The organism is Neisseria sp. CCUG12390 (assembly GCF_047837985.1).
Taxonomy (GTDB): Bacteria; Pseudomonadota; Gammaproteobacteria; order Burkholderiales; family Neisseriaceae; genus Neisseria.
Genome location: NZ_CP181244.1, coordinates 441,242 through 462,452 on the forward strand (window position 1 = coordinate 441,242; position 21,211 = coordinate 462,452).

The 21,211-nt window shown below is 51.7% G+C and carries 14 protein-coding genes, 2 tRNA genes, 3 rRNA genes and 1 pseudogene; 15 read left to right on the plus strand and 5 right to left on the minus strand.

Annotation, left to right across the window (positions count from 1 at the left end):
- Positions 1–113: 113 nt before the first annotated feature.
- The gene (thrB, locus tag ACM67E_RS02135) at positions 114–1,031 is read right to left on the minus strand and encodes a homoserine kinase (protein ID WP_416192003.1); all 918 of its coding nucleotides are present in this window, start codon (positions 1,029–1,031) and stop codon (positions 114–116) included.
- Between the two features lie 492 nt (positions 1,032–1,523).
- On the opposite strand from thrB, the gene ACM67E_RS02140 reads away from it, so the two are divergent.
- From ACM67E_RS02140 to ACM67E_RS02175, 8 genes are all read left to right on the plus strand, one after another.
- Positions 1,524–3,064 (plus strand): 16S ribosomal RNA (locus ACM67E_RS02140).
- Positions 3,065–3,171: 107 nt separating this feature from the next.
- Positions 3,172–3,248, plus strand: a tRNA-Ile gene (locus ACM67E_RS02145).
- A gap of 11 nt (positions 3,249–3,259) precedes the next feature.
- Positions 3,260–3,335 (plus strand) — tRNA-Ala (locus ACM67E_RS02150).
- A 124-nt stretch (positions 3,336–3,459) separates the two neighbouring features.
- Positions 3,460–3,663: a hypothetical protein gene (locus ACM67E_RS02155; protein ID WP_416191715.1), complete on the plus strand. Its 204-nt coding sequence runs from the start codon at positions 3,460–3,462 to the stop codon at positions 3,661–3,663.
- A 34-nt stretch (positions 3,664–3,697) separates the two neighbouring features.
- A 23S ribosomal RNA gene (locus ACM67E_RS02160) occupies positions 3,698–6,585 on the plus strand.
- 120 nt (positions 6,586–6,705) lie between these two features.
- Positions 6,706–6,819: ribosomal RNA gene (rrf, locus tag ACM67E_RS02165) — 5S ribosomal RNA — on the plus strand.
- The 16S, 23S and 5S rRNA genes sit together here with 2 tRNA genes alongside, the layout of an rRNA operon.
- A 147-nt stretch (positions 6,820–6,966) precedes the next feature.
- Positions 6,967–7,266, plus strand: coding sequence for a ComEA family DNA-binding protein (locus ACM67E_RS02170; RefSeq protein WP_416191716.1), 300 nt, complete (start codon positions 6,967–6,969; stop codon positions 7,264–7,266).
- A 1,158-nt stretch (positions 7,267–8,424) separates the two neighbouring features.
- Positions 8,425–9,072, plus strand: coding sequence for a hypothetical protein (locus tag ACM67E_RS02175; RefSeq protein ID WP_416192004.1), 648 nt, complete (start codon positions 8,425–8,427; stop codon positions 9,070–9,072).
- A 125-nt stretch (positions 9,073–9,197) separates the two neighbouring features.
- Here the strand turns inward: ACM67E_RS02175 and ACM67E_RS02180 are convergent, their stop codons facing one another.
- Entirely contained in the window at positions 9,198–10,292 is a 1,095-nt protein-coding gene (locus tag ACM67E_RS02180) for an anhydro-N-acetylmuramic acid kinase (RefSeq protein WP_416192005.1), read from the minus strand.
- Positions 10,293–10,494: 202 nt separating this feature from the next.
- On the opposite strand from ACM67E_RS02180, the gene ACM67E_RS02185 reads away from it, so the two are divergent.
- A complete protein-coding gene (locus ACM67E_RS02185) occupies positions 10,495–12,069 on the plus strand; it encodes an inorganic phosphate transporter (protein ID WP_416192006.1) in 1,575 nt (524 codons plus the stop codon).
- 69 nt (positions 12,070–12,138) lie between these two features.
- Here the strand turns inward: ACM67E_RS02185 and ACM67E_RS02190 are convergent, their stop codons facing one another.
- The 3 genes from ACM67E_RS02190 to ACM67E_RS02200 all read right to left on the minus strand — a co-directional run bounded on the left by ACM67E_RS02190 (position 12,139) and on the right by ACM67E_RS02200 (position 13,471).
- Positions 12,139–12,981, minus strand: coding sequence for a PHP domain-containing protein (locus ACM67E_RS02190; RefSeq protein ID WP_416192007.1), 843 nt, complete (start codon positions 12,979–12,981; stop codon positions 12,139–12,141).
- A 78-nt stretch (positions 12,982–13,059) separates the two neighbouring features.
- Positions 13,060–13,260: a hypothetical protein gene (locus ACM67E_RS02195; protein ID WP_416192008.1), complete on the minus strand. Its 201-nt coding sequence runs from the start codon at positions 13,258–13,260 to the stop codon at positions 13,060–13,062.
- Positions 13,238–13,471, minus strand: a complete 234-nt coding sequence (locus tag ACM67E_RS02200) for an RNA-binding S4 domain-containing protein (protein ID WP_416192009.1) — start codon at positions 13,469–13,471, stop codon at positions 13,238–13,240. The genes ACM67E_RS02195 and ACM67E_RS02200 overlap by 23 nt, the downstream gene beginning before the upstream one ends.
- A 232-nt stretch (positions 13,472–13,703) precedes the next feature.
- On the opposite strand from ACM67E_RS02200, the gene ACM67E_RS02205 reads away from it, so the two are divergent.
- The 6 genes and pseudogenes from ACM67E_RS02205 (at position 13,704) to dnaE (ending at position 21,107) form a co-directional block, all read left to right on the plus strand.
- A complete protein-coding gene (locus ACM67E_RS02205; protein ID WP_416192010.1) occupies positions 13,704–13,892 on the plus strand; it encodes a DUF2892 domain-containing protein in 189 nt (62 codons plus the stop codon).
- 22 nt (positions 13,893–13,914) lie between these two features.
- Positions 13,915–14,463 (plus strand): rhodanese family protein, encoded by a 549-nt coding sequence (locus ACM67E_RS02210; RefSeq protein WP_416192011.1) that lies wholly within the window; start codon positions 13,915–13,917, stop codon positions 14,461–14,463.
- A gap of 53 nt (positions 14,464–14,516) precedes the next feature.
- Complete coding sequence (locus tag ACM67E_RS02215) at positions 14,517–14,813, plus strand: ArsR/SmtB family transcription factor (protein ID WP_416192012.1); 297 nt, start codon at positions 14,517–14,519, stop codon at positions 14,811–14,813.
- Between the two features lie 359 nt (positions 14,814–15,172).
- Positions 15,173–15,853 (plus strand): annotated as a pseudogene (locus ACM67E_RS02220) (carbonic anhydrase).
- 75 nt (positions 15,854–15,928) lie between these two features.
- Entirely contained in the window at positions 15,929–17,491 is a 1,563-nt protein-coding gene (locus ACM67E_RS02225; RefSeq protein WP_416192013.1) for a SulP family inorganic anion transporter, read from the plus strand.
- Positions 17,492–17,672: 181 nt separating this feature from the next.
- A complete protein-coding gene (gene dnaE / locus ACM67E_RS02230; protein WP_416192014.1) occupies positions 17,673–21,107 on the plus strand; it encodes a DNA polymerase III subunit alpha in 3,435 nt (1,144 codons plus the stop codon).
- Positions 21,108–21,211 lie beyond the last annotated feature (104 nt).

The window sequence follows — 21,211 nt, forward strand, 5'->3', positions numbered from 1 at the left end:
GATTTGGGTAGTTTGAAGAAAGTGGCTGTTGATGTGCGTAAATAAATAGTCGGTTTGATACTGCTCTTCAAAGAAAATAAAGGCCGTCTGAATTCAGACGGCCTTTATCATGATTAGCTTAAGTTCAGCAGTAAATCACGGAAAGCATTCGGGTCTTTAATAAACGTCATTTCCCCGGACTGTGGAAAATGAAAATCCAGTAATCGTGATACCCAAAAACGGATGCAACCGGCACGTTGGGCAATCGGAAAATAAGCACGTTCGTCATCAGACAGTGGGCGGACGTTTTCATAGCCTTGGATAAAAGCATCACGCAGCGGTGTATCCAAATGGTTGTCTGCTGTCCGCGCCCAGTCATTGACCGCAATCGCCAAGTCGTACATGAAATTCCCATTGCAGGCGTAATAAAAATCGATAAAGCCGGCAACATTCTCACCATCCAATAGAACGTTGTCTTTAAATAAGTCTGCATGAATGATGCCTGAAGGCAGGTTATAGCCTAAGTTATTGTCTAAGAATAAAATTTCTTGTTTTAATAATTGTGCATCTTCTTCGTCCAATACTGATACGAGCCGGTCGCAAGCTTCATGCCACCAGCGGTCATAACGCGGATTTTCCATTTTCAGCGGAAAATCTTGTCCGGCTAAATGCATTTTGGCAAGCATCGCGCCGGTATTGAAGCATTGAGTTTCAGTTGCCCAGCCGGTGTCGGAGCCTTTCAGGCAAGTGACCAAGCAAGCTGGTTTCCCGGCCAAGGTTGCATCCAATTTCCCATCCTTACGGACAATTGGTGCAGGACATGCCACTCCCTTACGGCTTAAATGAAAGTTTAACTGCAAGAAAAAAGGCAGCTCCTCTTGCTTGAGTACTTCAAATACAGTCAGTACATACCGTCCGGTACTTGTTGTCAGAAAATAATTGCTGTTTGTGATGCCCTGTGCAATGCCTTGTAAAGAAATAAATTCGCCTAAGTCATATTGAGTAAGGAAATCACGCATCTCGTCATTTGAAACGCTTGTATAGACTGACATAATCAAAAGTCCAAGAAATGAAAATATGAAATAGTCCGAATCATACCAAAAAATCTTAACTAAACAATATTTGTACTGTCTAAAAATGTTCTTCCATTGATTAGCTTTCGCTACCTAAATAAAGAGCTTGGTAAAAATACAAAATGGTGCCCTAAGAGAAAGCGGAGCGGTTTTAATTTACCGGTTTGTGCGGCTGGGGAGTTTTTGCAGGATTCGGGTTGTGGTTTGTGATAAATAATATTGTTGTAAAACAGTGTTTTGCTGTTTTTCTGTTAAAAAAGTCGGTTTGATGGGTTGACGGTTGTAAGGGGAGAGGGGTATAGTTCGGTTTCTTCGCTGCTGACGCAGCAGGAAACGCTCTTTAACAAACAGATTACCGATAAGTGTGAGTGCGGTAAGCCTCACACTGCGACAAAAACAGACAAGATGTAGATGATATCTATTCTTTGTCGGTTTCTTTGAAGCAGACCAGAAGTTAAAAAGTTAGAGATTGAACATAAGAGTTTGATCCTGGCTCAGATTGAACGCTGGCGGCATGCTTTACACATGCAAGTCGAACGGCAGCACGGAAGAGCTTGCTCTTTTGGTGGCGAGTGGCGAACGGGTGAGTAACATATCGGAACGTACCGGATAGTGGGGGATAACTAATCGAAAGATTAGCTAATACCGCATATACTCTGAGGAGGAAAGCAGGGGACCTTCGGGCCTTGCGCTATCTGAGCGGCCGATATCTGATTAGCTGGTTGGTGGGGTAAAGGCCTACCAAGGCGACGATCAGTAGCGGGTCTGAGAGGATGATCCGCCACACTGGGACTGAGACACGGCCCAGACTCCTACGGGAGGCAGCAGTGGGGAATTTTGGACAATGGGGGGAACCCTGATCCAGCCATGCCGCGTGTCTGAAGAAGGCCTTCGGGTTGTAAAGGACTTTTGTCAGGGAAGAAAAGGCATTTGCTAATATCGAATGCTGATGACGGTACCTGAAGAATAAGCACCGGCTAACTACGTGCCAGCAGCCGCGGTAATACGTAGGGTGCGAGCGTTAATCGGAATTACTGGGCGTAAAGCGAGCGCAGACGGTTACTTAAGCAAGATGTGAAATCCCCGGGCTTAACCTGGGAACTGCGTTTTGAACTGGGTAGCTAGAGTATGTCAGAGGGGGGTAGAATTCCACGTGTAGCAGTGAAATGCGTAGAGATGTGGAGGAATACCGATGGCGAAGGCAGCCCCCTGGGATAATACTGACGTTCATGCTCGAAAGCGTGGGTAGCAAACAGGATTAGATACCCTGGTAGTCCACGCCCTAAACGATGTCAATTAGCTGTTGGGCAACTTGATTGCTTAGTAGCGTAGCTAACGCGTGAAATTGACCGCCTGGGGAGTACGGTCGCAAGATTAAAACTCAAAGGAATTGACGGGGACCCGCACAAGCGGTGGATGATGTGGATTAATTCGATGCAACGCGAAGAACCTTACCTGGTCTTGACATGTACGGAATTCTCCAGAGACGGAGGAGTGCCTTCGGGAGCCGTAACACAGGTGCTGCATGGCTGTCGTCAGCTCGTGTCGTGAGATGTTGGGTTAAGTCCCGCAACGAGCGCAACCCTTGTCATTAGTTGCCATCATTAAGTTGGGCACTTTAATGAGACTGCCGGTGACAAGCCGGAGGAAGGTGGGGATGACGTCAAGTCCTCATGGCCCTTATGACCAGGGCTTCACACGTCATACAATGGTCGGTACAGAGGGTAGCCAAGCCGCGAGGCGGAGCCAATCTCACAAAACCGATCGTAGTCCGGATTGCACTCTGCAACTCGAGTGCATGAAGTCGGAATCGCTAGTAATCGCAGGTCAGCATACTGCGGTGAATACGTTCCCGGGTCTTGTACACACCGCCCGTCACACCATGGGAGTGGGGGATACCAGAAGTAGGTAGGATAACCGTAAGGAGTCCGCTTACCACGGTATGCTTCATGACTGGGGTGAAGTCGTAACAAGGTAGCCGTAGGGGAACCTGCGGCTGGATCACCTCCTTTCTAGAGAAAAGAAGAGGTTTGTCGCATTCACACTTATCGGTAAACTGTAGAAGATGCAAAGATATGAAGGAGAAGAGGTATATCAAATTCTCCGACATAACGACCTTGGGTTTGTAGCTCAGCTGGTTAGAGCACACGCTTGATAAGCGTGGGGTCGGAGGTTCAAGTCCTCCCAGACCCACCACAACTCATACTGGGGGCATAGCTCAGTTGGTAGAGCACCTGCTTTGCAAGCAGGGGGTCATCGGTTCGATCCCGTTTGCCTCCACCAAAATACTTTACAAATCAAAGTAAGCTGCTATAGAATGCGCAGCTCATTTTAATTTGCGAAGTAGCCAAAACGAAACGCATCGATCTTTAACAAATTGGAAAGCCGAAATCAACAAACAAAGACAATGTTGATTGAATCTGAATTTGGTGCATTGCAATGTGTCGAATTTGAAAACGGTTTAGGCCGTCTGAAAAAGATTCAGTCACAGTATTTGGGTGATGATTGTATCAAGATATTTTCTGAAAGACAAAAGGCAGAGAATATCACACAACAAGCAGTAAGCTTTATCAAAGTAGGAATATCTAGCCGACTTACTAGTCAACGGTAAGGAAGCCAAGTCAAAGAGGTTCTTGAAATGATAGAGTCAAGTGAATAAGTGCATCAGGTGGATGCCTTGGCGATGATAGGCGACGAAGGACGTGTAAGCCTGCGAAAAGCATCGGGGAGCTGGCAATAAAGCTTTGATCCGGTGATGTCCGAATGGGGAAACCCACTGCATTCAGTGCAGTATCCCAAACTGAATCCATAGGTTTGGAGAAGCAAACCCGGAGAACTGAACCATCTAAGTACCCGGAGGAAAAGAAATCAACCGAGATTCCGCAAGTAGTGGCGAGCGAACGCGGAGGAGCCTGTATATAATAGCCGTTGAGATAGAAGAACGACCTGGGAAGGTTGACCATAGTGGGTGATAGTCCCGTATTCGAAATTTCATCGGTGGTACTAAGTATACGACAAGTAGGGCGGGACACGTGAAATCCTGTCTGAATATGGGGGGACCATCCTCCAAGGCTAAATACTCATCATCGACCGATAGTGAACCAGTACCGTGAGGGAAAGGCGAAAAGAACCCCGGGAGGGGAGTGAAACAGAACCTGAAACCTGATGCATACAAACAGTGGGAGCGGACATGTTCCGTGACTGCGTACCTTTTGTATAATGGGTCAACGACTTACGTTCAGTAGCGAGCTTAACCGGATAGGGGAGGCGTAGGGAAACCGAGTCTTAATAGGGCGAAGAGTTGCTGGGCGTAGACCCGAAACCGAGTGATCTATCCATGGCCAGGTTGAAGGTGCCGTAACAGGTACTGGAGGACCGAACCCACGCATGTTGCAAAATGCGGGGATGAGCTGTGGATAGGGGTGAAAGGCTAAACAAACTCGGAGATAGCTGGTTCTCCCCGAAAACTATTTAGGTAGTGCCTCGAGTATGAGACTGATGGGGGTAAAGCACTGTTATGGCTAGGGGGTTATTGCAACTTACCAACCCATGGCAAACTAAGAATACCATCAAGTTGCTCCTCGGGAGACAGACAGCGGGTGCTAACGTCCGTTGTCAAGAGGGAAACAACCCAGACCGCCAGCTAAGGTCCCAAATGACAGATTAAGTGGTAAACGAAGTGGGAAGGCCCAGACAGCCAGGATGTTGGCTTAGAAGCAGCCATCATTTAAAGAAAGCGTAATAGCTCACTGGTCGAGTCGTCCTGCGCGGAAGATGTAACGGGGCTCAAATCTGTAACCGAAGCTGCGGATGCCGCAAGGCATGGTAGGGGAGCGTTCTGTAGGCCGAAGAAGGTGCATTGAGAAGTGTGCTGGAGGTATCAGAAGTGCGAATGTTGACATGAGTAGCGATAAAGCGGGTGAAAAGCCCGCTCGCCGAAAGCCCAAGGTTTCCTACGCAACGTTCATCGGCGTAGGGTGAGTCGGCCCCTAAGGCGAGGCAGAAATGCGTAGTCGATGGGAAACGGGTTAATATTCCCGTACTTTGATTCAATGCGATGTGGGGACGGAGAAGGTTAGGTTAGCAAACTGTTGGAATAGTTTGTTTAAGCCGGTAGGTGGAGGACTTAGGCAAATCCGGGTCTTCTTAACACCGAGAAGTGACGACGAGTGTCTACGGACACGAAGTAACCGATACCACGCTTCCAGGAAAAGCCACTAAGCTTCAGTTGAATCAGAACCGTACCGCAAACCGACACAGGTGGGCAGGATGAGAATTCTAAGGCGCTTGAGAGAACTCGGGAGAAGGAACTCGGCAAATTGATACCGTAACTTCGGGAGAAGGTATGCCCTTCGATGTTAAGCCTTTACGGTGTAAGCATTGGAGGGTCGCAGAGAATCGGTGGCTGCGACTGTTTATTAAAAACACAGCACTCTGCTAACACGAAAGTGGACGTATAGGGTGTGACGCCTGCCCGGTGCTGGAAGGTTAATTGAAGATGTGAGAGCATCGGATCGAAGCCCCAGTAAACGGCGGCCGTAACTATAACGGTCCTAAGGTAGCGAAATTCCTTGTCGGGTAAGTTCCGACCCGCACGAATGGCGTAACGATGGCCACACTGTCTCCTCCCGAGACTCAGCGAAGTTGAAGTGGTTGTGAAGATGCAATCTACCCGCTGCTAGACGGAAAGACCCCGTGAACCTTTACTGTAGCTTTGCATTGGACTTTGAAGTCACTTGTGTAGGATAGGTGGGAGGCTTAGAAGCAGAAACGCTAGTTTCTGTGGAGCCGTCCTTGAAATACCACCCTGGTGACTTTGAGGTTCTAACCCAGACCCGTAATCCGGGTCGGGGACCGTGCATGGTAGGCAGTTTGACTGGGGCGGTCTCCTCCCAAAGAGTAACGGAGGAGTTCGAAGGTTACCTAGGTCCGGTCGGAAATCGGACTGATAGTGCAATGGCAAAAGGTAGCTTAACTGCGAGACCGACAAGTCGAGCAGGTGCGAAAGCAGGACATAGTGATCCGGTGGTTCTGTATGGAAGGGCCATCGCTCAACGGATAAAAGGTACTCCGGGGATAACAGGCTGATTCCGCCCAAGAGTTCATATCGACGGCGGAGTTTGGCACCTCGATGTCGGCTCATCACATCCTGGGGCTGTAGTCGGTCCCAAGGGTATGGCTGTTCGCCATTTAAAGTGGTACGTGAGCTGGGTTTAAAACGTCGTGAGACAGTTTGGTCCCTATCTGCAGTGGGCGTTGGAAGTTTGACGGGGGCTGCTCCTAGTACGAGAGGACCGGAGTGGACGAACCTCTGGTGTACCGGTTGTGACGCCAGTCGCATTGCCGGGTAGCTAAGTTCGGAAGAGATAAGCGCTGAAAGCATCTAAGCGCGAAACTCGCCTGAAGATGAGACTTCCCTTGCGGTTTAACCGCACTAAAGAGTCGTTCGAGACCAGGACGTTGATAGGTCGGGTGTGGAAGCGCGGTAACGCGTGCAGCTAACCGATACTAATTGCTCGTGAGGCTTGACTCTATCATTTGAAGAATTTCAAAGATAAAAGCTTACTGATGATACATTCATTACCGAAAAGTTGATAAAGAATAAATAAGTGCAGTAGACTGCATAACGGCTGACCGATTTGTACAGTTTAAGTTTGGCGGCCATAGCGAGTTGGTCCCACGCCTTCCCATCCCGAACAGGACCGTGAAACGACTCAGCGCCGATGATAGTGTGGTTCTTCCATGCGAAAGTAGGTCACTGCCAAACACCCATTAAGAAAGCCCCTGACAGAATTCAGGGGCTTTTACTTTGTTCGGAGAGAAGAGCGGATGGGAAACAGCAAATAACGGTTGTAAATAATAGTATCTGTGCATATAATATCAACCGTAACGAATAACCAAAGGATAACGTTTTATGCACAGTACTTTGAAAAAGATCTTCTTCTACGGGTTGGCAACGCTGGCAGCATCGGTCAGCAGTGCTGCGGTGAACATCAATACGGCTTCGGAGAGCGAGCTGACGGCTTTACCGGGTGTGGGGCCTGCGAAAGCGAAGGCGATAGTGGCGTACCGCAAACAGCATGGGAATTTTAAGACGGTTGACGAGTTGAAAAACGTGAAGGGGATAGGGGAAGGGATCTTCTCGAAGCTGAGGAATGAGGCGACGGTTGCGGCGCCGGTGAAGAAGGCTGCGCAGCCTGCCGTGAAAAAGTAGGGGGGATGCCGGACAGAGTCTCGGGGCCGGCATGGATTGAGAAAGAAGTATCAGCCGAGACCTTGCAAAACCCGCGCCCCGCAATAAAAAAAGCCTGCTTAGGTGACTAAGCAGGCTTTTTTTAAGATTAAATACAGCTTAGTTGCCTGTCATCCCTTAGGGACTGGAACATACTTTTCCCCTTTTTAGGCAGCTGGAGAAACACGGAACCTGTCGGCAGGTTCCGGCAGGTTGATCCAATTGCTTTTATGATGACTGTGCAGTCACTTTCAATAAACCGGAATAAGCCGTACGGTGATGGCAGAATTTACGGTGCAACAACCAAAGCTCTGCTCCACCGAATGACGGATTTTTAACAGGCAGGTTTTACGGGCAGTTTCTTTTTGCCTGACGGACGATTGCGGTGTGAGTTAGGCCATAGTGCCGTCTGAAAGTCATGTATGTAGGCGGGAAGTCAAAATTTTACCCTTTTGTGACTTATAACAAATATCTCTGTATTGCATAGGTCTGGATTCCCGCCTGCGTGGAACTGACGGGAATATATTTTTTGGTTTAAGTTGAGCTTTGCAAAAGTTACGGTATTTTGGTTTTGGAGGGCATACTGCACAGCCTGAGAAATGCGTGAAGAAAAAAATTTTAGCCGTGAAGATTTATTTTATTATTGTGCCGTATCCGATTATGCAAAGAATATTTGCAGAATAAAAATTTTAAACTTACAGAAAACGATTCTATCTGGAACACTTTCGCCTTGGGAGACGCTTGTGGATTTTATATGTTGGAAAGGCAATGCAAAATCAATGCCCTGTTTTATTTTGCCTTAATGCTAAAATTTTTTGGCGTATCATACAGATTAAAATTCCTGTTATTTCATAAATCCGCTAAGCTGACAGCATTCTGGTTGATGCTCTTTACAGTAAAGCGGAGCGGATCATTTGTTGTTTAATAGAAAATAGAGATGTGGTTGGACAAACACTTGAATTGTATCCGGAACAGTCGAACAATGGTGTTGCAGAGTGAGTAGTTGCGGTCGTTCTGTTTTTAGTGAAGTGTGAAAAATATATTTGTTGCCGGCGGGAATGCTTTAACACAGTATTTATGCACTTTACAGACGGCATAGTATAATGACTGCGTCCATATCCTGAAAACAGTGCAAATAGCATGAGACTTATTTTTCAAAAACTGATTTTAACGTTCTTTCTCAGTATAGTTGCCATGTCGGCACAAGCCGTTACATATATCTGTAAAGTGGATGGTGGCATTGTGTTCACAGAAAAGAGAATCGGCGATCAGTGCGAGGAGTCCCATACGGACGGTACGGCGCAGGTTTCAGCGGAAGATGCAGCGCAAGTATTTCCGGAAAGACCCAATTTAAAAGAAGCACCAGGTTCGGCTGCACCTGATGTTAATGATATCAAGATTTTGCCTCAGGTTACCGCAGGCAGCGTCACCAATAGTGCAGAAGCGGCTAATCCGCGTATGAATATTAAATTGCGCAACGGTAGCAGCAAAACCAGTGCGGTTAACTTGAGATCGGCACGGGCGCGTGCGGCGGAGCTGAATCGGAGAGCCAAAATCATCCCTACGCCGACGATTGCTGCTCCTTCCGTCAAGCCGAAGCAGCAATTGACCCGTAAGCAGATTTTGCAGAACGAAGTACGTAACGAGCAAGCGGCATTTGCGCGTGCCAAAGCGCAGTTGAATGTAGCGCGTAAAAAGGGCGATCAAGCCAAAATCAGCAGGTTGAGTCAGGTAGTACGCGACCGTGAAGCGAATATCCGTGCAATTCAAGCTGAGATAAACCGTTAGCCGTTTTTGATGAATTGAAGGCCGTCTGAAATTTTGAAACCTTAAGTTGTTTTCAAAATTTCAGACGGCCTTTTTGACCTTTCTAAATGATGCACACAAGCAGGTGTCACAAATTTAAAAATGTTTTACGCATAATGGCCAGCACCTAAAATGCACGGCCTGTGCGCTCCGGTTGCATGATGCGGGTTGCTCGGGATGCGGTTCATCCAGCAAGCGGCAAGCCATCCGAAAGCAGCGGCTTCAACCCATTGGGGATCCAGATTCAGTTGGGCGGTGCTGTGTAAAGCACAGGTGCTTAAAGTTTCCAATGTTTCCATTAGGGCTTGATTTTGTATGCCGCCTCCGCATACATAGATGCTGCCGGTATGAGGAGAGACTTGGCGAATGGCATTCAAAATGCTATGGGCGGTGTACTGGAGCAGGGTTTGAAGCACATCTTCCGGCTGTTCGCCTCCTTTCAGACGGCCTCTCAGCCATTCCAGAGAAAATAATTCGCGGCCGGTGCTTTTGGGATGAGGCTGTGAAAAGTAAGGGTGGTCGAGCAGGGTGTCCAACAATTCGGGCAACAGTTTGCCTTGTGCGGCTTTTTCACCGTTACGGTCGTAAGGAAGCTGCCAAATGTGTTGCGTCCAGGCATCCATCAGCATATTGCCGGGGCCGGTATCGAAGCCGAAAGCGGGTGCATCGGGCAGAAGGACGCTGATGTTGGCGATGCCGCCGATATTCAGTACGACACGTGTTTCTTCCGGGTGATGAAACAGAGCATGATGGAAGGCGGGCACTAATGGTGCGCCCTGACCGCCGGCGGCCAAGTCTCGGCTGCGGAAATCTCCGATGGTGAAAATGCCGGTCAGTTCGGCCAAAAGCGGCAAATCCGCCAGTTGGACGCTGTAGCCGTTTTCCGGCGAATGGCGGACGGTTTGGCCGTGGCAGCCGATGGCAGTGATGTCGGCCGGAACGAGTTTTTCTTGAGCGAGCAGTTGGTGCACGACTCGGGCATACAGGCGGCTGAGGGTTTGCGAGAGCATGATGCTGCGGTGCAGTTCGTCGCTGCCGGTGTTTTGCAATGCCAATAATTCTTGCCGCAGGCCGTCTGAAAAGGGAATGAAGCTATGGGCGACGGCGGCTTGCCAGCTTGCGCCCTGCATTTGGATTAAGACGGCGTCCGCACCGTCCATACTGGTGCCGGACATGATGCCGATATAGTATTGGCTGCTCATGGAATGTTGTGGTAAGAAAAATGGTTATTTTAACCCGATTTGGCTGTTGCGGGCGGCTAATTGATATTTGGCGGCGCAGGCTGAAATAAATATGCAATCATTTTGACAAAACGGTTACAATGCGAACTTATGTTACAATATTGTAATTGTACTGTAATATTTGACAGACTCGCTTTCCAACTGTTTTAAAGGATTTCCGTTCATGGGTCAGGCTCAACCGGGTGCTCACTTAAAGCTGATTAATGCCTTTTTTGCCGCTATGCTCGTAGGCATGGTCGGCTATTTTATTTATTGGGGCTTGGGCTATACGCATTACAACCATGCGGCCTTGTTTATTTTGGCGACGATGTTCGGCGTGTTTATGGCGTTTAACGTCGGCGGCAACGACATTGCCAATTCATTCGGTACCAGCGTCGGTTCGGGTACACTGACCGTGCCGCAGGCATTGCTGATTGCGGCGGTATTCGAGGTCAGCGGCGCAGTGATTGCGGGTGGGGAAGTGACCGATACCATCCGCAAGGGTATTGTCGATTTGGGTGCGATGAGCCTTGAGCCGATGCAGTTTGTCTACATCATGATGTCAGCTTTGCTGGCGGCAGCATTATGGCTGCTGTTTGCGACGAAAAAAGGTCTGCCCGTTTCGACGACTCATGCGATTATCGGCGGTATCGTCGGCAGTTCGCTTTGCCTGGCATGGATGACGGACATTGATGCCGCCGCGCTGATTAAATGGGGTAAATTAGGCGAAATCGCTGTTTCCTGGGTACTCTCGCCGGTATTGGGCGGCTTGGTTTCCTATGCCGTGTTTTCGCAAATCAAAAAATATGTGTTGGATTACAACGCATGGGCGGATGAAACGCTTAAAGGCATCAAACAGGAGAAAAAAGCCTATAAAGAGCAATACCGCCTGTTTTTCGAATCTTTGGATGAGGCCGGAAAAGTCGATTACGCCACGAAAATCGCACGTGATGCGGAAATTTATAACGAACCCGAATTTGATCCGGCCGAACTGCAATCCGATTATTACCGCGGTCTGTATGAAATCGACAACCGTAAAAACAGCGTGGATTCGTATAAGGCCCTGCATTCTTGGGTGCCGATGATTGCCTCTGTCGGCGGCATGATGATTTCGGCCATGCTGATTTTCAAAGGGCTGAAAAACCTGCATTTGGGCATGAGCAACATCAGCAGCTTCCTGACCATTTTCATGATTGGCGCGGCGATTTGGATGGGTACGTTTGTGTTTGCCAAAAGCCTGAAACGTAAGGATTTGGGGAAATCCACTTTCCAAATGTTTTCATGGATGCAGGTATTTACCGCCTGCGGCTTTGCGTTCAGCCACGGCGCGAACGATATTGCCAACGCCATCGGCCCGTTTGCTGCGATTATGGATGTGTTGCGTACCGGCGACATTGCCGAACAAAACGCCGTGCCGCCGATTGCCATGCTGACGTTCGGTATCGCTTTGATTGTCGGCTTGTGGTTTGTCGGCAAAGAAGTGATTAAAACCGTCGGCACGAGCTTGGCCGAGATGCACCCGGCTTCAGGTTTCGCCGCCGAATTATCCGCCGCATCGGTGGTCATGGCTGCGTCACTGATGGGCTTGCCGGTATCGAGTACGCATATTCTGGTCGGCGCGGTATTGGGCATCGGCTTGGTAAACCGCAATGCCAACTGGAGATTGATGAAGCCAATCGGTTTGGCGTGGGTGATTACCCTGCCGGCAGCAGCGGCATTGGCTGTGATCTGTTATTTGGTTTTGCAGGCGGTTTTCTGATTGGAACGCCCTGCGACAGGCCGTCTGAAAATGTTTGGCATTTCAGACGGCCTTTTGATTGGTTTGTAATCAGGAAACCGTTTGCCGAAACTGCGTCCATACCGGACGGCAGTTTTCCGGCAGTTCGGGGCACGCGCCGAGAATGCCGCCGGAGAAATCGTTTAAGCGGTGGAAATCGCTGCCTGCACTGGCGAGCAGGCCGTAGCGTTCGGCCAAAAGCGCATAGTTCAGACGGTCGTTTTTGCTGCAATTGCCGCTGTGCACCTCAATCCCCGCGCCGCCGAGAGATTTGAATTCTTCAAACAGATTGCGCTTGGCGGTGGCCGACAAATCGTAGCGCATCGGGTGGGCAATCACCGCCATTCCGCCTGCGCCGTTGAGCGCGGCGACGCATTCGCCCAAATCCGCCCAGTCGTGTCTGACCGAACAGGGTTTGCCGTCGCCCAAATATTTGGTAAACGCCTGCTGCTTGTTGCGCACATGGCCTTGGTTGATTAAAAATTCGGCCACATGGGTTCGGCTGACCATTTCGGGATTGGCAGCCAAGGCCAATGCACCTTCATATGCGCCGTGAATGCCTTTTTTTGCCAGCTTTTCCGCGATGGTTTCCAAACGTTTCAGACGGCCTTTGCGCACGTCGGCCAACAGGTTTTGCAGTTTTTCATCACGTTCGTCGAAATCCAGACCGACGATATGAATCGTGCGCCCGCGCCATGTGACCGACACTTCCACGCCGTTGACAAAACGCAGGCTGAGCAAATCTGCCTCGGCACGCGCTTCGGCCAAGCCGCCGGTGTGGTCGTGGTCGGTCAGCGACAACAATGTACAGCCGTTGGCATGGGCAAGGCGCACGACTTCGGCAGGGGACAGGCGGCCGTCTGAAACGGTGGAGTGGCAGTGAAGGTCAATCATAGAAATATTGCGTGAAAATAAAAGAGAAGTTTCAGACGGCCTGATGCGCATATCAAGGCCGTCTGAAAAGGAACAGGCTTATCCGCCGTTTGAAATATCCAGGTCTTGCAGCTTTTTCTGTTGCGCATCGTAGCGTGCTTTTTCGTCCCAATAAATGGTTTGGATACAGGCATCGCCGCAATCGCTGCCGCAGCATTCCCAGCTTTCGGGGCGCACGGGTTCGTCCAGCAGCGGCTCGCCCAACAAAGCTTCGGCTTTAGTCTTCAGGGTCGTATCCATCGGCAATGTCCAATACCGCACCGTTAAATTCAATCACTTCGCCGCCGCGGATTTTGGCGGTTTTGCGTGTTTCGACTTCGCCGTTGCGCCGCACCAAACCCTCCGCGATAAACGCTTTGGCCTGTCCGCCGCTTTCGGCCAATCCGGCCAGTTTCAAAAGGTCGCACAAGGCGATGTATTCGTTATCTTCCAAGTAAACCGTGGCTTCCATATCGTTTTCCTTTTTTCAGACGGCCTATTGTAGCACGGCATGTGAAGCGTCCGAACGTTTCCGTCTGATTGGGAAAACCGTTTTCACCCCGATTTCTGCCGTTTGAAAACCGGATACTCGTTTCACAGAAACAAGAGGCCGTCTGAAACCTTTTCAGACGGCCTTGACAAGGCAGTTTTATCATATTATATTTTTAATACATTTAAAAAAATTAATATGAAAGGAATAAGATATGAAACGCAATGTCGGCGGAGTGGATCGTGCAATCCGTATTATTTTAGGTTTGGCTTTAATCGTCGCAGCGGCTACCGGCACCATCGGCTGGTGGGGCTGGTTGGGCGTTCTGCCTTTGGCCACGGGCATATTTTCGTTTTGCGGCCTGTACAGCCTGCTCGGTGTGAATACCTGCGTGCGCAAATAGGCCGTCTGAAAAAGGTAATGCCATGAAAATTCAAACGATTCCGGCCGATGAAGTGCGGCGCAAACTGGCTGGCGGAGCGGTGCTGGTCGATGTGCGCAGCGCAGCCGAATACGGGCGCGAGCATATCGACGGCGCGGTAAATGTGCCGCTGGATAAACTCAGCCACGGTTTGCCGTCTGAACCGGCTGCTGCCGCGGTTACGCTGGTGTTTCATTGCCAATCGGGTATGCGTACGGCGCAAAACAGCGAGGTATTGGAGCAGGCGGCTCGCGGAAAAGAAGCGTATATCATGGAACGCGGCATACAGGGCTGGAAAGCGGCAGGTTTCGCCACCGTGTTCGACCGCAAACAGCCCTTGGATTTGATGCGTCAAGTGCAAATCGGTGCCGGAACGCTGGCGTTGGCAGGCGCGTTGGGCGGTTGGCTGGTGTCGCCGTGGTTTTATCTGTTGTGTGGCATAGTGGGTGCGGGCTTGCTGACAGCTGGCTTGACCGGATTTTGCGGTATGGCGAGGCTGCTGCTGCGGATGCCGTGGAACCGGGCGTTGCGGCAGACGGCAAAATCAGCCTGATGCCGGGCGGCGTTGTGATAAAATATGCCGTAACATTTTCATCAAGCCATATCATGAACGCCGAAAACCCGCCTTATGCCCAAGCCGCCGACTTTTTGAAATTGCTGGCCAATCCCAACCGCCTGGCTGTGTTGTGCAATCTGCACGAGCAACGCCGCAATGTGACCGAGTTGGCGCAAATTACCGGTTTGCCGCAAGCCGCGATGTCGAGCCAGTTGGCCGTGTTGCGCGAGGCCGGACTGGTTGCCTGCGAAGTCAACCACCGCGAACGGCTGTATTATATTGCCGATGAGCGCGTGGGGAAAATGATTGAGCTGCTGTATTCGTTTTATTGCGCCGAACCCGAATAATGATTTGTATCTGTCCGAAGGCCGTCTGAAATTTTTCAGACGGCCTTGCTTTTTGTGGTTTGGAAAGATTTTCCATTATAAACATATCTTTACGATGTCTTTTTTTAGGCCGGCCGCCTTCGCCGATAAGCCGGACACCCGCAGCAGGCAACGGAAAAAGCGGAAACGTCGGTTAATTTTGCAGTGGAAAAACCGGATACGGTTCTGTCTGAACGGGCGTGCAGACGTAAACATCCTGCAACAAAGCCCCCTTACCATACGCACAGATTCCCGCTGGGGGACATTCCGGCCGGAATCATTTTCCAAGGAACCATCGTTCCGATACAGGCTTTGACAACACACTAAAGAGGACTCAAATCATGGACGATTCATTCCAATTCATCTTTGAAAACAACGAAAAATGGGTTAACCGGAAACGGCAGCAAGACCCCGAATATTTCGGCAGGCTGGCCAAAGCGCAAACGCCCGAGTATCTCTACATCGGCTGCTCCGACAGCCGCGTGACTGCCGAGGAGCTGATGGGTTTCGACCCGGGCATGGTGTTCGTACACCGCAATGTGGCCAACCAGGTCAACGGCATCGATATGAATGTGACCTCCGCCATCGAATACGCCGTCACCCATCTGAAAGTCAAACACATCATCGTGTGCGGCCACTACCATTGCGGCGGCGTGCATGCGGCGATGTGCCCGTAGGATTTCGGCATGATGAACCCGTGGCTGCGCGGCATCCGCGACGTGTACCGCATCCATCAGGAAGAGTTGGATGCCATCGCCGACGACAGCGCGCGTTACAACCGTTTGGTCGAACTGAACATTCAGGAGCAATGCCTGAACGTCATCAAGATGCCCTGCGTTCAGGAACGTTTCCGCGAAGACCATTACCCGATTGTGCACGGCTGGGTGTTCGACCTGCACACAGGCCGTCTGAAAGACCTGAACCTGGATCTGACTTCGCTGGCCGGAGACATCCGCAAAATCTACGATGTGACCGACAACGAATGGGTAGTCAATGCGAACAAGGCATTACAGGCAGGTTGATACTTGCCGCGGACGGCACGGTCGTCTGCGGCATACGCACATCCCCACATACATACACGAGATTCGGATAAAAAAATGAATGCAATGAAAAAACAGCCTTTTTCCGCGCTGCTGAAGTCGAATTTCGCCGCCGGTTTGGTGGTGTTTCTGGTGGCTTTACCGCTTTGTCTGGGCATCGCGCTGGCTTCCGGCGCGCCACCGCTGTCGGGCATCATCGCCGGCGTGGTCGGCGGCATCGTCATCGGCATATTCAGTACGTCGCACATCAGCGTTTCCGGCCCCGCCGCGGGGTTGGCGGCAATTGTTTTGGCAGCGGTCACACAGCTCGGCGCGTTCGAGCTTTTTTTATGCGCGGTATTAATCTCCGGTGCGGTACAGCTTGTCTTGGGCTTCATGCGTGCGGGCAGCATCGCCGAATACATTCCCTCCGCAGTCATTGAAGGCATGCTGGCCGGCATCGGCGTCATCATCATTATCAAACAGCTTCCTTATGCGCTGGGCAGTAGCGGCAGTATCGGCGAATTTTCCGCCATGCTCGGCAACATCCATACCGGCTCGGTGGTCGTTACCGTCGTATCCGTCGCGATTCTGCTGGGCTGGGATGCGGTACCCGCATTGAAAAGAATCAAAATGCTGCCCGCCGCGCTGATTGCCGTGGCCGTCGGCATCGGTCTGAACGCATGGTTCAAAGCTTCGGGCAGCAGTCTGGAAATTCCCGCCGGCCAGTTGGTGCAGCTTCCCGTACCGGACAACTGGAGCGAAATCCAAGACATGCTGACCCTGCCCGATTTTTCAGGTTTCGGCAACGGCATGGTATGGATAACGGGCATTACCATGGCGGTGGTCGCTTCGATTGAAACCCTGCTCAGCATCGAAGCGGCCGACCGTCTGGATACCCACCGCCGCATTACTGATACCAACCGCGAACTGCGCGCACAAGGTTTGGGCAACATTGTCAGCGGCCTGATGGGCGGCCTGCCGATGACCTCGGTCGTGGTGCGCTCTTCCGCCAATGCAAGCGCGGGCGCGACCCACAAAACCGCTACCGTCATCCACGGCATTTTGCTGTTGGTGTGCGTGTTGGCGATTCCGGCGGTGTTGAACATGATTCCGCTGGCCACGCTCGCCGCCGTGCTGATTCTGATCGGCTACAAACTGGCCAAGCCCGCCACCATCATGCACTTCTGGCACAAAGGGTTTTACCAGTTCATCCCCTTTGCCGCCACGCTGGCCGCCGTCGTCACGCTCGACCTGCTCAAAGGCGTCGCTATCGGTTTGGCCATCAGCATCCTGTCCATCCTTCAGGGCAACATGAAGCGTGCCTACTACCTCAGCCGCGAACAGCTGGCCGATGCCAAAGTAGTCGAGCTGGCTTTGTCGGAAGAAGTGTCGTTTCTCAACAAAGCGGCGATTAAGAAAACGCTGAAAAACATCCGTCCCGACTCCACCGTATTGATTAACGCCGAACGTTCCACCTACATCGCCATCGACGTATTGGAACTGGTCGAAGACTTCGCCAATATCTATGCCAAAGAAAACAATATCGAAGTCATCCTGAAAGGATTCAGGGACAATTACGACCACGAAGGCCGCATACACGGCAGCCATGTGCACGTCCGCCATCGCGGGGCCGTCTGAAAACGGAATACGGCAAACCGCTTGCCGTTATGCGGCAGGAAAGGCTGTTGAATATGGGCATTTTCTAAGTCGGAACGGATTGATCGACTTCTGAGGCCGTCTGAACATTTTCAGACGGCCTTTGATGTTTCAAACCCTGCTACAATACCGTTTTCAAGTTTGACTGCCGGACAAGATTGCCATGACCCAACCGACTTATATTCCTTTGCGCGTACACACCGAATTTTCGATTACCGACGGTATGGTGCGGATTAAAAAGCTGGTGTCCAAAGCGGCGGAATACGGTCTGCCTGCGCTGGGCGTGAGCGACTTGATGAACGAATTCGGCCTGGTGAAATTCTACAAAGCCTGCCGCGGCGCGGGCATCAAGCCGGTCGGCGGTGCGGACGTATGGATTGAGAATCCCGACGCGCCGGAAAAGCCGTTCCGCGCGATGCTGATTATCCGCAACGACGCGGGCTACCTGCGCCTGAGCGAACTCCTGACTGCCGCTTATGTGGGCAAAGACCGCAATGTCGACCACGCCGAATTGCGCCAAAGCTGGCTGGCCGACGGCGACAACAGCGGCCTGATTTGCTTGTCGGGTGCGCATTACGGCGAAGTGGGCGTGAATCTGCTGAACGGTCATGCCGAAGCGGCCAAAGCGGCGGCGCAAAAATACGCGGCTTGGTTTCCGAACGCGTTTTATCTGGAATTGCAACGCCTGCCGGAACGCCCCGAATGGGAGACTGCCGTATCGGGCAGCGTGGCTCTGGCGGAGGAACTGGATTTGCCGGTGGTGGCGACGCATCCGACCCAATTCATGAGCCGCGACGATTTCAATGCCCACGAAGCGCGCGTGTGCGTGGCCGGCGGTTGGGTGTTGAGCGACAAAAAACGCCCGCGCGAATTTTCGCCGAGCCAGTATTTCATCGATCCGCAGGAAATGGCGGCGCGTTTCGCCGATTTGCCCGAAGCGTTGGAAAACACGGTAGAGATTGCCAAACGCTGCAACCTGCACATTACATTAGGCAAAAACTTCCTGCCGCAATTCCCTACGCCCGACGGCATGAGTTTGGACGATTACCTGACCGTATTGTCCAACGAAGGCCTGCACGAGCGCATGGCTCAGCTTTATCCCGACGAAGCCGAGCGCGCGCAAAAAATGCCCGAATATCAGGCGCGTTTGGATTTTGAGTTGAACATCATCATTCAGATGGGCTTCCCCGGCTATTTCCTCATCGTACAGGACTTCATCAACTGGGCGAAAAACAACGGCTGCCCCGTCGGGCCGGGACGCGGTTCGGGCGCAGGTTCGCTGGTGGCGTATTCGCTGAAAATTACTGACCTTGACCCGTTGAAATATGCGCTGCTGTTCGAGCGTTTTCTGAATCCCGAGCGCGTCTCCATGCCCGACTTCGACGTGGACTTCTGCCAAGCGAACCGCGGCCGCGTGATTGAATATGTGCGCGAAAAATACGGCGCAGAGGCGGTCAGCCAGATTGTAACGTTCGGCACGATGTCGTCCAAAGCCGTCATCCGCGACGTGGGGCGCGTGTTGGAACTGCCGTTCGGCCTGTGCGACCGCCTGTCTAAACTGATTCCGCTGGAGGCCAACAAGCCTTTGGGTTTGGATAAGGCGATGGAAGCCGAACCGCAAATCGGCGAACTGATTGCGGCGGAAGAGGCCGACGAACTGATTGAGCTGGCCAAAAAGCTCGAGGATTTGACGCGCGGCTTGGGTATGCACGCGGGCGGCGTGTTGATTGCGCCGGGTAAAATTTCCGATTTCAGCCCGGTTTATCAGGCCGACGAATCCGCATCGCCCGTGTCGATGTACGACAAAGGCGACGTGGAAGACGTGGGCTTGGTGAAGTTCGACTTTTTGGGCTTGCGCAACCTGACCATCATCGAAATGGCGCAGAACCTCATCAAAGAAACGCGCGGCGAAGATGTCGATGTCGGCAAGATTCCGCTCGACGACCAAGCCGCCTATCAGATTTTCCGCGACGCGAATACGACCGCCGTCTTCCAGTTCGAATCGACCGGCATGAAAAAAATGCTGAAAACGGCGCACACCACCAAATTTGAAGAACTGATTGCCTTCGTTTCGCTCTACCGACCGGGGCCGATGGACAATATTCCCGATTTCGTCGCCCGTATGAAAGGCGAGCCGTTCGAATACATCCATCCGTTGCTGGCCGGCATTCTCGAGCCGACTTACGGCATTATGGTGTATCAGGAACAGGTGATGCAGGCGGCGCAGATTATCGGCGGCTATTCGCTCGGCGGTGCGGACTTGCTGCGTCGCGCGATGGGTAAGAAAAAGCCCGAAGAAATGGTCAAACACCGCGAGATTTTCGCCGAAGGTGCGGCCAAACAAGGCATCTCGCGCGAAAAATCCGACGAAATTTTCAACTACATGGAAAAATTCGCGGGCTACGGTTTCAACAAATCCCACGCCGCCGCCTATGCGCTGATTTCCTATCAGACGGCCTGGCTCAAAGCGCATTATCCGGCCGAATTTATGGCGGCCACCATGTCGTCTGAATTGGACAACACCGACCAGCTCAAGCATTTCTACGACGACGCACGCGCCAACGGCATCTCCTTCCTGCCGCCGGATATTAACGCGTCCGACTACCGCTTTACCCCGTATGCCGACCGAAAAATCCGCTATGCCTTAGGCGCGATTAAAGGCACGGGCGAAGCGGCGGTTGAGTCCATCATTGCCGCACGCGAAGCAGGCGGAAAATTCACCGGCCTGCTGGATTTCTGCGAGCGCGTCGGTAAAGACCACATGAACCGCCGCACGCTCGAAGCCCTCATCCGCGGCGGCGCGTTCGACAGCGTCGAACCCAACCGCGCCATGTTGCTGGCCAACATCGATTTGGCGATGGGCAATGCCGACCAAAAAGCGGCCAACGCCAATCAGGGCGGCCTGTTCGACATGATGGACGACGCGATTGACCCCGTAAAACTGGTTGACGCCGCCATGTGGAGCGAATCGGAAAAACTCGCCGAAGAAAAAACCGTCATCGGCTTTTATTTGTCCGGCCATCCGTTCGGCCCTTATGCCGAAGAAGTGCGCCAAATCGCCCCGACCAGATTAGGCCGTCTGAAACCGCAAGACAGCGTGCGCCTGGCCGGATTCGTGACATCGGTGCGCACCATGATGGGCAAGCGCGGCAAACTGGCATTTGTCACGCTGGAAGATTTGAGCGGCCAAGTGGAAATCATGATCAGCGGCCAAACATTGGAGCAATGCGCCGGTATTTTGAAAGCCGACCAAGTGCTGATTATCGAATCCAAAGTCAGCCGCGACGATTACGGCGGCGGCGACGGTTTGCGCATCATGGCCAACCAAGTCATGACGCTGCAAATGGCACGCCAAAACTACGCCCGCAGCCTGAGCCTGGCTCTGCGCCCCGAACACGACATTCCCAAGCTGGCGCAAACCCTTGCCGCCGCGCACCTGCCCGACACGCCGCATATTCCGCTGCTGCTCTCCTACAGCAACGGCCAAGCCTCAGGCCGTCTGAAAATCCCGTCGAAATGGAGCATAACCGCCAGCGCGGAATTATTCGAAGAACTGGAAAAACAGTTAGGAAACAAAGCCGTCAGCGTCAACTGGTAGCCCCGAATCATTTCATTGAAAAAGTATTGCCGTTTCATCAAACAGGCCGTCTGAAAATTTCAGACGGCCTGTTTTGTGTATGAATACTAAATGGCAGAATAAGA